Genomic DNA, 14,423 nt, shown 5'->3' with positions numbered 1-14,423 from the left:
TCTTAATGAGAAACTTGTGTTTTGAGAACGCTAGGAATTGCCTCAAGTATTCGCTTGGCAACATCTTCAGGTGTATCTCCCTCTTGCTCGGTGATGTGCAAATCGGCTTGAGAGTAAAGTGGTGTTCGTTGTTCGAGGAGCGATCGCAACTTAGCTTTAGGATCGATATCTTGCAGCAGTGGTCTTGTGGTATCCTCAGCTAAACGACTGTAAATTATCTCCACTGGCGTATCTAGCCACACTATCAAACCGTGGTGCAAGTAACCCCAATTTTCTCGCCGCAATACAATTCCGCCACCAGTTGCGATAGTTAACTTTGTAAAAGCACAAACTTGTGAAAGTACATCGCTTTCTAACTGACGAAACCCTGCTTCACCAACTTCTGCAAATAATTGATTGATAGATTTACCTGTTGCTTGGGCAATGACACCATCGGTATCTACAAACCCATAACCCAGTTCTTTTGCTAGTAAGCGCCCTACTGTCGTCTTACCAACGCCCATAATACCAATTAAGTACAGGTTGACTCCTTGTAATAAGCTGCTCACCAGTTGCTTCGCTCCAATTATAAGTTTTGAGTGCTGAGTCACAGCTTTAAATTATAAACTCAACGATTCAATCTAGGACTTAAAAATACGGAGTTTGATACATAATCGCGCAAACTCTAATAGTTTACTACTACAACTTGATGCCGATATTAGTAATTTCCGCAGGCATACAAAAACAAAATAAACCTCAATAAATTTATTTTCAACAGATATCAAAGTTTTTCACTTTGTTTCTCTCAAATTTACTTATAACTTTTCTAACTTCCAATTATTTTTAAAATCTGCAAATTCATCTTCTATTTTAAGAGGAACGAAATGACATAATTACCGTTATTAATGTATTTAAAGTAACTTAGGCAAGAAATTAACGATTCTTCTCTGAAATTATCATCAGTTATTACTGATGAATTTCTTATGAATGTAGTAATTTTTCGGAAGTAACTAGGTAATTGCTGCATAATAATGCCTATGCTTAACCAAAAAATTAACTTAGCTTGTTTGAAACTTTATCCATACAATATCTGTCTATCTGAATAATCAGGGTTTTTACTCTGATTGTTAATTTTAAGTATACATAATACTGTGTTTCTAACAGCACAGGGTCGTTATTTTAAAAGTTCAGTTATAACAAGACCCGCTCAATTAAATGTTTCTAATAAAGGTGTAAATAATGACTGATTTACCGCGATCGCCCAAAAAAACCTTGCAAAAAAATTGAAATTTCGACACAAAGACTACTGCATATTCCACCCCAATAAGCCTGAATGAATAAATATTGTATGAATGAGGTGTCAACCATGACTCGAATTCGTGACGTTGTAGAAAGAGCTTTAGTAACTGGTTATTTGACAGTTGAAGCTGAAGATCAACTACGACAACTGTTGACTACCCGATATGACTTGGAAGATTTTAATGCTTTCATGATTTTGCAAGAAGCTGCCATGACTGGTAGGGTCAAGCAGGAATCTAGAGAACGGTGTGGCATTAAATAGAGATGTAGCCTGCTACATCTCACCGACGGGGGCGTTTACCATCATCTTCAAAATCATCATCATCCTCAAAAAATTCCCAATCATCATCATCGGCTTGATTGGTAGTTGGCGGCTGGTAAGGGGGGATAATTACTCGGTAATCAGCATCGTAAATTGATTCAGTTTTTCCCGCAGCCGTATTTTTTGGCTCGCGGTAGCTGTAGGAGTAAACTGAACCAGACCGAGAAGTGCTTTTGGCTTCTGATTGACGTTCGTAAGTTGTTGAGTCTTTAGGTTGTTGAGCTTGAGAATTAGGAATAGGCACTTCTTCTGACTTTTCATCAAAGTTCCAATCATCATCTCTACTGCTATTTGTCTCCCAATCATCAAATCCCTCACTGCTAGACTCTTCTCTTTTACTAGCTGGTGGTGGAGGACTGGCAGGGCGAGATGTCGGTTCTTCTCTTTGGGTTGCCTTCGCACGACTTGAAGGGGCGGTTCTTCTGTTAGGAGTTTGGCGTTGTCCTGCTACAAAATAATTGGATAAATTAAATAAGGTAGCAATCAATATCGATGTGAAAGCACCAGTGGCAGTACTGAACAAAATCCATATCGCTAGTGGTAATGGTTGAGTTCGCACGCCCAAAAATACTAGCGATAGGGCAGGTGAGAAATTTTGGACTAATAACAGCGTTAGTCCTCCCAGTACTGCCACCAATAGAATTAAGCGAATTACAGCCATAGCAATTTTGTCAGTTGTCAATTATCAGCAGTCAATTATCAATAGTCAGCGATCGGTCTAGTTATTCTTCACTAATTACTGTTCGCTGACTACTGACACTATCAGCCATCTCTATCATTACCTTTTTAAGACTATTGTGAAATTTACAATAGACTTCTTGGCATTTGTCGGGGTAAAGGTGAAGGGGAAAAGGGTAAAGAAACTCAAAACCCTTCCCCTTTAACCTTTACCCTTTTCCCTGTCTTGGAAAAATATATTTTTGCAAGAGGTCTAATAAATCTACTCAGGGTATTAGCGACGACCTTGCCACCGCTGAATTGGGATACAGTCAATATCTAGTTGATCTAAAGCACGGGCAACTACAAAATCAACTAAATCCTCAATGGTTTGGGGATTGTGATACCAGGCGGGAATAGCGGGGACAACTCTAACTCCAACTTCTGCTAAAGAAGTTAAGTTACGCAGGTGGATGAGGCTAAAAGGCGTTTCACGCGGGACAATAACCAGCTTTCGCCCTTCTTTGAGTTGGACATCCGCTGCCCGTTCTAGTAAATCGGAACTCAAGCCAACCGCTAGCTTTGCTACTGTACTCATGCTGCATGGAATAATCATCATCCCCAGAGTGGCAAAGGAACCGCTGGCAATTCCGGCTCCGACATCGCTCCAAGGATGACACCGGAGTTTACCGGCAAGTGCAACACCAGCTTGCTCTCGCCAGAATTGTTCTTGCCCGGTTGGTTCTGGTGGCATCCGAATTTCCTGTTCTGACTGCCAAACCATGTAAGTTGATTTAGAGGCAACCAATTCAATGCTATACTCGGCTTCTAGCAAAAATTTGATTGCGCGAACAGCGTAAATCAGACCAGATGCGCCCGATACGCCTAAAATTAAAGGTTTGGTGTTATTTGACACGTAAGTTGTAGTGGATTTTACTCGTCCTCAGAGTAAGGATCTAGGTCATCAGGCTCCATATCATTTGGTAAGTAGAGGTCTGAAAGGTCATCACGAGAATCATTGCCAGTTAAACCTTTGGCGACACCATCGCTGCCTACTGTCACCAAATCAATTTGCTGACGGTAGTAATCGACACTCTTAACTTGCACGGCGACGCGATCGCCTAGTCGATAAGAAGCGCGATTTTTGCGCCCAAACAGTGCCTGTTGTCTGGCGCGATATTCATACCAATCATCTTTGAGAGAACTGACGTGTACCAATCCCTCTACCCGCAAAGGCACACCATGATTAGTGCTGGACTCCACCTCAGCCGCAGGCACTTCAATTTCCACAAAGAAACCGTAGGATTGAACCCCGGTAATCACGCCTTGAAATACCTGACCGATGCGTTGCTTCATCAGTTGGGCTTTTTGCAGTCCGGCTAAATCGGCTTCGGCTTCTTGGACTTCTTTTTCGCGGTCGTTGATTTGAACAATTACCCTGGTCAAATCGCTTTGCAGTTCTTGTTGCAATTCTGGGGGTAAAACGTTCCAGTTAATTTCCTCGTGGCTGGAGGAGTGGCGTAGGTTAACCCGCTCTCTGACACGGGTATTGCGGCGATCGCGTCCGTTTTCCAGTAGCGTGTAATACACTCTCTGCATGAGCAAATCTGGGAACCGCCGCAAGGGAGCGCTAAAGTGGACATATTGCGGTAGTGCCAGACCAAAGTGAGATCCTTTGGTGGTACTGTATGCAGACGGCTTCAGTGTATCTTGTAACAAGTAAGTAAGAACTTGCTCGGAGGGAGATTCAGCAAAAGCTGTGGTCAAATGTTGGTAATCTAAGGGTTGGATATCAACTTCTGGATCTAATGTGAGGTCAACGCCTAAATTGACTGCCAATTTCAACATTTCCTGGACATCTTCAACATCAGGAGTACCTTGGACTCGCCAGATAGCCGGAACACCAAGAGCATTTAAGTGAGTTGCAAACAGTTGATTAACTAACAGTACCAACTCCGTGAGTAGCGATCGCACTGGTAAATCATTCACCACCACAGCGCCGAGAATCCCTTCATCATAATAGGCGTTTTGGCTAGGCGGCAGATTCAACTGGAGGCTACCACGAGTCAAGCGTACCTGTTTCACGGCAGTTTGCAAGGCTTGGAGGTCTTGCAGGATTTGGAAAACCTGTGATGATTTATCTTCAACTTCACCTGTGAGAATTGCTTGGGCTTGTTCTGTAGTCAGTGCAGTCTCGACGTTAATTACACTGGGTTGAATTTCCCATTCCAGCACTTCTCCCGATTGGGGATCGATGGTAATTAAAAAAGAGATGGTTAAGCGATCGCTCCCAGGTACTAAAGAACAGCGTTCTGCTACTGCTGGGGGCAATATTGGTAACACCAATTCTCCTAGATATACTGATTTGCCCCGTTTGAGTGCTTCTCTATCTAAGGCTTCATCAGGTTGGACATAGTGAGAAACATCGGTGATATGAACGCCCAAAAGCCAATTTCCAGCTAAGTTTTTTTCTAAACTAAAAGCGTTTTCTATAACTTTGGTATCGCTATTTACTCCTTCAATCGTGAGAGTAAACAAATTACGTAAATCTAGCCGATTTTTCAGGTCTGCTTTCAGGAGCTTTTTGGGCAACCTCGCAGCTGCTTCTAGAACATTATCTGGAAAAGTCCGGGAAAGGTCGTGTTTGCACGTAACTAAATCTATATCAGCAGCGGCTTCGGCATCGCTACCGAGGATTTGCACCACTCGACCAAGGGGAGGATATTGTGCCAACGGGTAACGCAAAACTTCCACATGAACCAGATGATCGATCGCTTCTTCTAACTTCGCCCCGTTAGGTTGAATCTTGAGTTCAAACAGTAAGCGATCGTCTAAAGGCACAGCCCGAAAACCAGTTTCTACCTGCTTGATTCGTGCCAGTAAAGTGTGGTTAGAGCGTTCGAGAATCAGCTTCACCTCACCTTCGGGAGAGCGACGGCGACTGCCTTCTTTGAGAACTCTTACCAAAACGCGATCGCCATTCCAAGCATTACTCAAATGGCTTTCGCGGATGTAAATATCCTCGGCTCCTTCCACATCTTGAATAGCAAAGCAAAAGCCTTTACTAGAACAACGGAGTTTTGCCTCGATTATTCCCTCTTCTGAGACACGGCGGTACTTGCCCCGTTCCTTCACTAAAATACCGATTTTTTCCAGAACATCTAAGGCAATGTGAAGTTTTTGTAAACTTTTTTCATCTTCACAGCCAAGTTTCTTTTCTAAAACCTTCCGAGCTACCAATTTATCATCGGTGAAATTGGCAAGGAGTGTAGCGATTGAAAATTCCATGCAGTGAACCGACCTTTGGTCAAAACATCATTTGTTGTTTAATCTGGTTCATTTCTGTATACCCTCACGGCTTACAGAAACAAGCTGGAAACTAATTGCTCTGAAGCAAGCTTCCTAAGTTCTAAGGAAAGGAAGCCCGACCCAGTAAGAGGGGGAAACTACTCCCGCAGTTCCTTTGCAAAGAAGCCGACCCACGGACAACTCTGGGCGTTTACAAACTTCTCACTGCACGATGCTCTCAGAATTCGCCTGCGTTCAAGTCCCTTCACCTAACCAAACTTAAGATTGCACACCTGATTAAAATTTAGCCCCGCTAGTTAATTACGCAACGGGTTTTTAAGAAGCTGGGTTTAGAGAATCCATACTGCCCAAAAGCGCTATGCAAGGGAGCCACTGCGGTCTTTTCCAAGGGGAGACGCTAAAAGCCTTAGCGAGTCTGCGAGCGTCTGGGGTCTCCCCAAGTGGAGGAGGCAGTGCGGTCTTCTCCCAAAGGGAGATGCTAGCGCTAAGGGGTCTCCCCAAGTGGAGCAACTGCCGTCAAGTGGCGTGGAAACTACAGGTGTTTGATTGTCTAGAGAGAAGGTAATTTTACGCCATTAGACTCTGATTTTTAACTAGGAGGAACTGCTGGTGAACCCAATTTTCCCACATGTAGAATCGGTAACAATTAGGTAAGCAGCTTAATAAGCAGCGAGGGCGAACCTTATCTCCATTATTGTAGATTTAGAGCGCACTTCCAGAAAATAGTTCTAGATATAGACTTGGGTAATCAGTATAGCATTGCAAGCAAGACTACCCAGATAAGTTAGCACTGACCAAAAATTTCGTCAAAAAAGAGCTACTGCTACAATTGGGACACCAGGCAAAGCAAGAATATCACCTTGACGGCTTAGAGGAGAGAATTATACCTACTCATCGCCTGCCAAGAAGCTGATAATACATAGTAGGCAATTAAAAATGAATAAATGCAATATTGGCAGGCATCCTGGGTATCGAGTGGATGTAAATTAAAGTAAGGGCAGCTGATAGAGCTTAAACATACAAGCAGTATCAACGCCGTTATTAAAAATATTTAGATTGGTAGCAGTATTATGTTGGCTCAATTCCAGAGCTTGTATCCCCAGGGCAGTTTGATTTCTGAATTAGTGCAAATTTTTCAAGGAAAATATATTGTTCGGGCAAGCGTGCAAATTGAAGGCGTAACCCGTGCTACGGGTATGGCAGCAGCAGAAACAGTCGAAGCAGCAGAAGACCAAGCTAGAACCAGGGCACTGGTAGTTTTGGGTATTACAAACGCGCCACCAGAATCAGTAGCGTTGACCTCAAATCCAGTTCCCCCAGCACAGCTAAATCCTGACTTGAATACTAAAGGTGGATTGAATGAGCCTGCTGCTTATTCCTCGGCCAAAGATAAGGATTTTGTTAGTAGTCAGTGGCCAGCAGTCAGCGACAAAGAAATCTCTATACCGCCTTCCAAACAACGGAATATCAAACCAGAAGTAGTAACAAGCAGTAATGAACAATACGGGTACAGCAATGCTGCGCCTCTAAACGATACCTATAGTCAGGATTTAGGTCAAAACTTTCCGATGACTGCCAAGCAGGAGCTAGAATTCGATCCGCCAGTTGAGAACTTGGAAATAAATTTTGATAACCAGCCAGAAAATCAAACCTTTCCGGCAATTTCTGCCAACAATGTCACACCATTTACACCCCGGAGTTACAGCCCTCAAGAAAATGTCGCTACCCCGTCAGTGACAGGAAAGAGAAAGAAAAAAGCTGAACCAGTGGATTTATCAGATGTAATTGCTAAAACAGATGTCGAACTTCAGCGTTTAGGCTGGACACCAGAACAGGGACGGGAGCATCTGATTGAAACCTACGGTAAGCGCGGGCGGACTTTGCTGACTGAAGAAGAATTACACGGATTCCTCAAATACTTACAATCTCAGCCAGACCCAATAGCGGGATTTTGATTAGTCATTTGTCATTTGTCATTTGTCATTGGTCATTAGTCATTTGTAAAGGCTAATGACTAATAACATAGGCTCTTGAAACAGTAAGGAAGCTATGACCTGTGAATTTTTCTGAAGTAATTGCTCAAACAGACGTTGAAATGCAGCGACTAGGGTGGACAATAGACCAGGGACGGGAACATCTCATAAAAAATTATGGGAAGCGATCGCGTACTTTACTGACACAATTAGAATTACTAGACTTCCTTCAATACCTTGAATCTCAACCATTAAATCGAGTTGTGAGTGCCAAAATTAATGTTGACATCGAACAGTTATGTTGGATGGAACAGCAGGGACAAATTAATTCTGAAATCGAACGGTTATGTTGGATGAAAGAGGAGGAACAGGAGTATGTTACAACAACTTCTAGCAAGCAAAGTCAGAATTCGCCTACTCAAGAAGAACTATTAGAATTACTCAAATATTTTGAAGCTCAACCTATAGTAGAATACCCCAGCAATCTTGATGCAGAATATGAAGAGTTCCAAAATTTCTCTACATACTCAGAAGAATCAGACAATGTAATTACTAGAATATCTTCTGAGGATTTATCTCAGATATTGGCTAACACCGATGTCCAAATGCAGCGTTTAGGCTGGACAACAGAACGGGGACGGGAGCATCTGATTAAAACTTATGGTAAGCGATCGCGTACTTTGCTGACAGAAGCAGAATTACTAGACTTCCGGCAATACCTTGCATCCCTTGCATCTCAACCAACACCAGCAGATTTGTCGGATGTAATTGCTAAAACAGATGTCGAAATCCAGCGCTTAGGCTGGACACCAGAACAGGGACGAGAACATCTGATTAAAGTCTATGGTAAGCGCGGGCGGACTTTGCTGACTGAAGAAGAATTACATGGATTTCTCAAATACTTACAATCTCAGCCAGACCCAATAGCGGGATTTTGATTAGTCATTTGTGATTCTTCATTTGTAATTAGGAGTTACGCACACTCTACGAATTCTCGGCGCTCTTCTTTTCGATACGCTGCGCCTTGGCGTCAGCCTCTCACAGAGAAGGTGGTTCGATAAATTAAGCTTTTTAGCAATTTTTGCATAACTCCTAGTAATAACTAATACGAATTTGCCAAAGATAGTATTATTTGGGCGGAAATAAAACTGTGATTAACTATGCCTCGTGTGCGAATTGAAATTGTACCGCACCTGGGCTATCCAGAATTGATTCGTTTAGAACTTATGCATTGACAAAGTAGACAATTAGTGGGTTAGGGTTAACGAGGGAAAAATACCCTCTTGAGTTGAGAAAGATCAAAAGCGCGATCGCGCTTTTGATCGGCGAGTTTACAGAACTGACTACACCCGTGCATCTACACTGACTTGATACTGAACTTTGTTTGAGCTAAACTGTCTGCTTCGGATAATGACGAAGTAATTTCCTGCGGCTAGATTCTGGCGTGTAATTTGGTGGGAAAATGAGTCACGACTTTGGCCAATCACTTCGCCTTGATTGCGATCGATTTGACCATTGTTGTTTGAATCCCTAACTAATAACAAATCTGTCCGTCCTCCGTTCGGGGCAACGCCTTCCAGTCTTAAACGTAAATTAGAGCGCCCCGTAAGTAGGACTTTTCTAAAGTCTTCTAAGTCATCGGTGGTGGTGACATCGCCTTTAATCTGAAGAAATCCTTGACCACTATTCAAATTCCCTTCAAAATCGGCTGCAAAAATGCTATTGTCGTTATCGGGTGTCGCAAAAGCTGGGGAAACCAATCCACAAGTTAATAAAGTTAGTAACGTTAGCTTAAGACTTGATTTGAAGCAATTCATGATGTTTCTTCCTAAACATAAATGTATTGATTTTTGGTATTACACACTGTACAAAATGACTTAGTGTCTTTGTAATCTAAATCTAAATTAAGCTTTTAATAAAAAAAATGCAGTCTGAAAAAGACCTTAATAGTATGAAGTTGAAAATAAAATTCAAATTGCTTGGTATTATTTAGTCACAAAAAGTTTGTTTTGATAACATTGCTCTACTCCAGCAAACTAGTTTTGAGGCTAGTGTAAAGCGACAAATTATGGTTATTCCCAACTTTTGACGATCCTATGTCAGGATCGAAATGTGTATCTTCAGACAATCAAAAGTTGGAATTTATTCAATATCTGCTATCGGATTGAGACTACCTTCATCTCGACAAATAGGATCTTGACCCTTTAAAATCGAGTTTTTACAGCTATTTTCAGGTAAATGAACCACAAATAGGCCTCACTTCCATTCCTCTCTCCTACGAGGAGAGAGGCTTTGATTTTCTCCCCAACGCTAGTAGGGAAGGGGCTGGGGTTAGGTCTCATAATTGTGGTCTAAATACATAAAAACTGCTGTAAGTCAAATAACCCCTCTTCAGTTATGAAAAGGGGTTATTTTTAGGGTTTAAGGAAATTAAAAGTGGTAAATCATCATTTACCAATCGTGACTATTAATTAAGAACAGCAACTGCTGGGCGGCTACCAGCGGCGTGACGGTCAATCACTTGGTCAATCAAACCGTAGTCTCTGGCTTCCTCTGGCGACATGAAAAAGTCACGTTCAGTATCTTCAGCAATGCGCTCAATTGGTTGACCTGTATGTTCAGCTAAATAGTCGTTTAGCCGCCGCTTATGGTACAGAATTTCCCGCGCCTGAATTTCAATATCAGTCGCCTGTCCTTGAGCGCCGCCTAAAGGTTGATGAATCATAATCCGAGAATGGGGTAGACTCATCCGCTTACCCTTAGTACCCGCGCTGAGGAGAAAAGCGCCCATACTCGCTGCTAATCCGGTACAAATTGTACAGACATCAGGGCGAATATGCTTCATAGTGTCAAAAATGCCCATACCAGCCGTCACCGAACCACCGGGAGAATTGATGTACATATAAATGTCTTTCTCCGGGTCTTCAGCATCCAAATACAGCAGTTGGGCAACAATCAAGTTGGCAATATTGTTATCAACTTGTTGTCCCAAAAAGATGATGCGCTCACGTAACAGCCGTGAGTAGATGTCAAAGGCGCGTTCACCTCGACCCGATTGTTCAATAACGATAGGAATCATGGAAGCGTGTTTGTGGCTACTTTAAATACATTTTATCGGTGACAGCACGAAACTGGGGCTGATCTCTACTATTGCCAAGTAGATATAAGTAAATCTTGGCTATTCTGTCTTATTCACCAAAGGAGCAAAATCTGCTTTTGCAATAGATTCAACCTCCAAGGGCACTTTTTAGCGACAAAAGCTATCTAAGAAAATATCCCGGTTTAGGAAAGAATAAATCAAAAAACTTCAATTGTTGCCAATCTTATATCTCGGACTTTGCTGTACAACCTTGGCGATGTATTGATTAAACCGATAACCGAAATCCGATTTGCTTAGGAAATTATGTTAACTACCAGTAACATTTTAAACATTTTTTTAGGATTTCCTTCGGCATTTATCAAGTTATTTTTGTTAGATTCGGTAAATCGGGAGTACGAGGTGTATTTAGAATAACCAGTCACAGTTGAAATGCTATCCATTCAGAGAGAGACGTGCCATGCTGGAAAAACTTATGCAAGCCGCCATCATCACCTTCTTGCTCCATCTGATAGCAGGACTTAGCCCAAATACTTTAATACAAACAAAGACAGCATCACCTGTGCGAGAAACACCACCAAATATTGTTAGCTTGCTATTGCGATCTTTTCAATAAAAATGTTTCATAAGTTGCAGTGGTGTAATAGGGCGACATAAACCCAATTATTAGGGACTGACAAAAAATAAATTATCCCAAATTAATTGTAGATTTTTAGGGGCACAAAGCCTTGTACCCCTACGTTTGCTGAAAGTCCCTTATATAAAGATAATTAATTGCCTTGTAGTTAGTTGACTACAAAACTGCATTTTTTTACACCAACTTACTTAGGCGAGATTAAAAACAAAGGGATAATTCGCTCGTTGAATTTCTTACTTAATGTATATAGCTGTCTAGGCTCACACTCCTAAGAACAGGATAGACTGAGCAAAGAAGGCAACTAATTGCATTTAATCATGACTAATCGCCTTGCTGAAGCTAAGAGCCTCTATCTTTGCAAACACGCCGAAAACCCAATTGATTGGTGGCCTTGGTGTGATGAAGCACTTGCAACTGCAAGGGCGCAAAATAAACCGATTTTTCTTTCCATTGGCTATTCTAGTTGCCACTGGTGTACTGTCATGGAAGGCGAGGCTTTTTCTGATATTGCGATCGCTGACTACATGAATACCAATTATCTTCCCATCAAAGTAGACAGGGAAGAAAGACCTGACCTCGATAGCATCTATATGCAAGCTTTGCAGATGATGAGCGGTCAAGGGGGTTGGCCTTTAAATATTTTTCTTTCCCCAGAAGATTTAGTGCCCTTTTACGCTGGTACTTATTTTCCTGTAGACCCGCGCTATGGTCGTCCGGGATTTTTACAGGTGTTGCAAGCCCTTCGCCGCTATTACGACACCGAAAAAGCAGAATTACAGCAACGCAAAGCCTTAATTATTGAGTCTCTGCTCACGTCTGCGGTATTGCAAGACGGTACAACAGATGAGCTTGAAGACCGGGAATTACTCCGCCAAGGTTGGGAAACCAGCACAGGTGTAATTACTCCTAATCAATCTGGCAATAGCTTTCCGATGATTCCCTACACAGAATTAGCACTGCGGGGAACTCGATTTAATTTTGAATCTCGCTATGATGGCAAGCAAGTTTCTACCCAGCGAGGACTAGACTTAGCGCTAGGGGGCATTTATGACCATGTAGCCGGTGGTTTTCATCGCTATACTGTTGACCCGACTTGGACAGTACCCCACTTTGAAAAGATGCTTTACGACAATGGACAAATTGTCGAGTATCTGGTTTCTTTATGGAGTGCAGGAGTACAAGAGCCAGCCTTTGAGAGGGCGGTTGCTGGAACTGTACAATGGCTGAAGCGGGAAATGACTGCGCCTGAAGGTTACTTCTATGCTGCTCAAGATGCCGACAGCTTCACCCAATCCACGGCAGTAGAACCAGAAGAAGGAGCCTTTTACGTCTGGAGTTACAGCGAATTACAACAACTGTTAACGCCTGAAGAATTAACGGCATTACAACAGCAGTTTACGGTGACGCCTAACGGCAACTTTGAAGGACGTAATGTTTTACAAAGAAGGAATTCAGGTCAACTGAGTGTAACGCTGGAAATGGCACTGAGTAAGCTGTTTACCGTCCGTTATGGCGTTAATTCTGAGTCACTAGAAACTTTTCCCCCAGCTCGTAACAACCAGGAAGCAAAAACTACTAACTGGCCAGGTCGCATTCCCTCGGTGACAGATACAAAGATGATTGTCGCCTGGAATAGCTTGATGATTTCTGGGCTGGCTAAGGCTGCTGGGGTTTTTCAAGAACCGTTATATCTGGAATTAGCAGCACGAGCGGCGAATTTTATTTTGGAAAATCAGTTTGTCAATGAACGTTTCCAGAGACTCAACTATCAAGGAGAAGCAACCGTTTTAGCGCAGTCTGAAGATTATGCTTTGTTTGTTAAAGCTCTCTTGGATTTACAAGCTTGCAACCCTGAGCATAAGCAATGGTTAGAAAATGCGATCGCTATCCAAGATGAATTCAACGAATTTCTCTGGAGTGTAGAATTAGATGGTTACTATAACACATCAAGCGATTCTAGTCAAGATTTAATTGTCAGAGAGCGGAGTTATGCAGATAATGCTACACCATCAGCTAATGGAATTGCGATCGCTAACCTTGTCCGTCTTGCCCTACTCACCGATAATCTAGATTATTTGGATTTAGCGGAACTTGGTTTGAAAGCTTTTAGGAGTATAATGCATCGCGCTCCCCAAGCTTGTCCCAGCTTGTTTACAGCTTTGGATTGGTATCGTAATTCTACCTTGATTCGCAGCACCACTGAGCAAATCAACGCTTTGATTCCCAAGTATTTACCCGCAGCTGTGTTTGCGATAACATCTGATTTACCAGAGGGAAGCGTTGGGTTAGTTTGCCAAGGCTTGAAGTGTCTTGCACCAGCAGAAAGTGTAGAGCATTTATTGCAGCAAGTGGAGAAAAGTCAAAATAGGGCATAGGGCATTGGGCATTGGGCATTGAATATGTATTATTCTCCTCTCTATCTCTACTGCCTAATCCCCAGTTACTAGTACCCAGACCCCAATTCGATGTATAACTATGACGACCAGAAGCGAATTAACAGCGATTGTGTTAGCTGGGGGTAAGAGTTCTCGGATGGGTCAAGATAAAGCCTTGATTCCCATTCAAGGGATACCATTGTTGCAGCGAGTTTGTGGGATTGCTCAAAGCTGTGCTGATACAGTTTATGTAGTAACTCCCTGGCCAGAACGCTATCAAGACTTGCTTTTGCCTGGTTGTCAGTTTATCCGAGAAGTGCCTTTGTCTGGAGAATCTTTAGCCCACGGGCCTCTAGTTGGATTTGCTCAAGGGCTAGCCGAAGTCGAGACAGAATGGGTGCTGCTGCTAGCTTGCGATTTACCGAGGTTGCGGGTTGAGGTGTTGCAAGATTGGATAACTCAACTCGATCGCGTAGGGGATAATGCGATCGCAGCTTTAGCTTATCATCCCAAAGGTTGGGAGCCTCTGTGTGGTTTCTATCGCCGTCGCTGTCTGCCACAACTCCTAGAGTTTATCAACCAAGGCGGGCGATCGTTTCAGCAGTGGCTTCGGCAATATCCGGTAGAAGTTTTGCCCTTAGCAGAACCCGAAATGCTATTTAACTGTAATACACCAGAGGACTTGGCTTTAAATTGAGTTGAAAAGTAGGGACTTAATCGCGAACTGAACCTGCCGAAACTTTGGTAATAAAGTCATTTTTCGGACAATCGAACA

Annotated in this window: 12 protein-coding genes; 6 read left to right on the top strand and 6 right to left on the bottom strand. The window is 42.6% G+C overall.

The window, feature by feature from the left end:
• Window positions 1–2 precede the first annotated feature (2 nt).
• Window positions 3–548: a shikimate kinase gene (locus RMZ95_RS02015; RefSeq protein WP_322683365.1), complete on the bottom strand. Its 546-nt coding sequence runs from the start codon at window positions 546–548 to the stop codon at window positions 3–5.
• Between the two features lie 797 nt (window positions 549–1,345).
• Here RMZ95_RS02015 and RMZ95_RS02010 point away from each other — a divergent pair.
• Complete coding sequence (locus RMZ95_RS02010; protein WP_322683364.1) at window positions 1,346–1,540, top strand: hypothetical protein; 195 nt, start codon at window positions 1,346–1,348, stop codon at window positions 1,538–1,540.
• Window positions 1,541–1,559: 19 nt separating this feature from the next.
• Here the strand turns inward: RMZ95_RS02010 and RMZ95_RS02005 are convergent, their stop codons facing one another.
• The 3 genes from RMZ95_RS02005 to RMZ95_RS01995 all read right to left on the bottom strand — a co-directional run bounded on the left by RMZ95_RS02005 (window position 1,560) and on the right by RMZ95_RS01995 (window position 5,545).
• On the bottom strand, window positions 1,560–2,261 hold the full coding sequence (locus RMZ95_RS02005; RefSeq protein WP_322683450.1) for a LapA family protein: 702 nt from the start codon (window positions 2,259–2,261) through the stop codon (window positions 1,560–1,562).
• 291 nt (window positions 2,262–2,552) lie between these two features.
• Window positions 2,553–3,173, bottom strand: a complete 621-nt coding sequence (locus RMZ95_RS02000) for a flavin prenyltransferase UbiX (RefSeq protein WP_179065018.1) — start codon at window positions 3,171–3,173, stop codon at window positions 2,553–2,555.
• Window positions 3,174–3,190: 17 nt separating this feature from the next.
• Window positions 3,191–5,545: a ribonuclease R family protein gene (locus tag RMZ95_RS01995; RefSeq protein WP_322670750.1), complete on the bottom strand. Its 2,355-nt coding sequence runs from the start codon at window positions 5,543–5,545 to the stop codon at window positions 3,191–3,193.
• A 1,091-nt stretch (window positions 5,546–6,636) separates the two neighbouring features.
• Here RMZ95_RS01995 and RMZ95_RS01990 point away from each other — a divergent pair.
• Both RMZ95_RS01990 and RMZ95_RS01985 read left to right on the top strand, forming a co-directional pair.
• Window positions 6,637–7,521, top strand: a complete 885-nt coding sequence (locus RMZ95_RS01990; RefSeq protein ID WP_322683363.1) for a hypothetical protein — start codon at window positions 6,637–6,639, stop codon at window positions 7,519–7,521.
• 101 nt (window positions 7,522–7,622) lie between these two features.
• Window positions 7,623–8,477, top strand: a complete 855-nt coding sequence (locus tag RMZ95_RS01985) for a hypothetical protein (RefSeq protein ID WP_322683362.1) — start codon at window positions 7,623–7,625, stop codon at window positions 8,475–8,477.
• 405 nt (window positions 8,478–8,882) lie between these two features.
• On the opposite strand, the gene RMZ95_RS01980 is transcribed toward RMZ95_RS01985, so the two are convergent.
• Window positions 8,883–9,356: a hypothetical protein gene (locus RMZ95_RS01980; RefSeq protein ID WP_322670747.1), complete on the bottom strand. Its 474-nt coding sequence runs from the start codon at window positions 9,354–9,356 to the stop codon at window positions 8,883–8,885.
• Between the two features lie 650 nt (window positions 9,357–10,006).
• Complete coding sequence (gene clpP / locus RMZ95_RS01975; protein WP_322670746.1) at window positions 10,007–10,618, bottom strand: ATP-dependent Clp endopeptidase proteolytic subunit ClpP; 612 nt, start codon at window positions 10,616–10,618, stop codon at window positions 10,007–10,009.
• 478 nt (window positions 10,619–11,096) lie between these two features.
• Here clpP and RMZ95_RS01970 point away from each other — a divergent pair, with 478 nt between their 5' ends.
• The 3 genes from RMZ95_RS01970 to RMZ95_RS01960 all read left to right on the top strand — a co-directional run bounded on the left by RMZ95_RS01970 (window position 11,097) and on the right by RMZ95_RS01960 (window position 14,345).
• Complete coding sequence (locus RMZ95_RS01970) at window positions 11,097–11,252, top strand: hypothetical protein (protein ID WP_322670745.1); 156 nt, start codon at window positions 11,097–11,099, stop codon at window positions 11,250–11,252.
• Window positions 11,253–11,590: 338 nt separating this feature from the next.
• Window positions 11,591–13,648, top strand: a complete 2,058-nt coding sequence (locus RMZ95_RS01965) for a thioredoxin domain-containing protein (protein WP_322683361.1) — start codon at window positions 11,591–11,593, stop codon at window positions 13,646–13,648.
• A 100-nt stretch (window positions 13,649–13,748) separates the two neighbouring features.
• The gene (locus tag RMZ95_RS01960; protein WP_322683360.1) at window positions 13,749–14,345 is read left to right on the top strand and encodes a molybdenum cofactor guanylyltransferase; all 597 of its coding nucleotides are present in this window, start codon (window positions 13,749–13,751) and stop codon (window positions 14,343–14,345) included.
• The last annotated feature ends 78 nt before the right edge of the window (window positions 14,346–14,423 follow it).

This window comes from Nostoc sp. DedQUE07 (assembly GCF_034530975.2).
GTDB lineage: Bacteria > Cyanobacteriota > Cyanobacteriia > Cyanobacteriales > Nostocaceae > Nostoc.
Note: the sequence above shows the minus strand (reverse complement) of the source record. Positions and strands in the feature narration are given on the sequence as shown.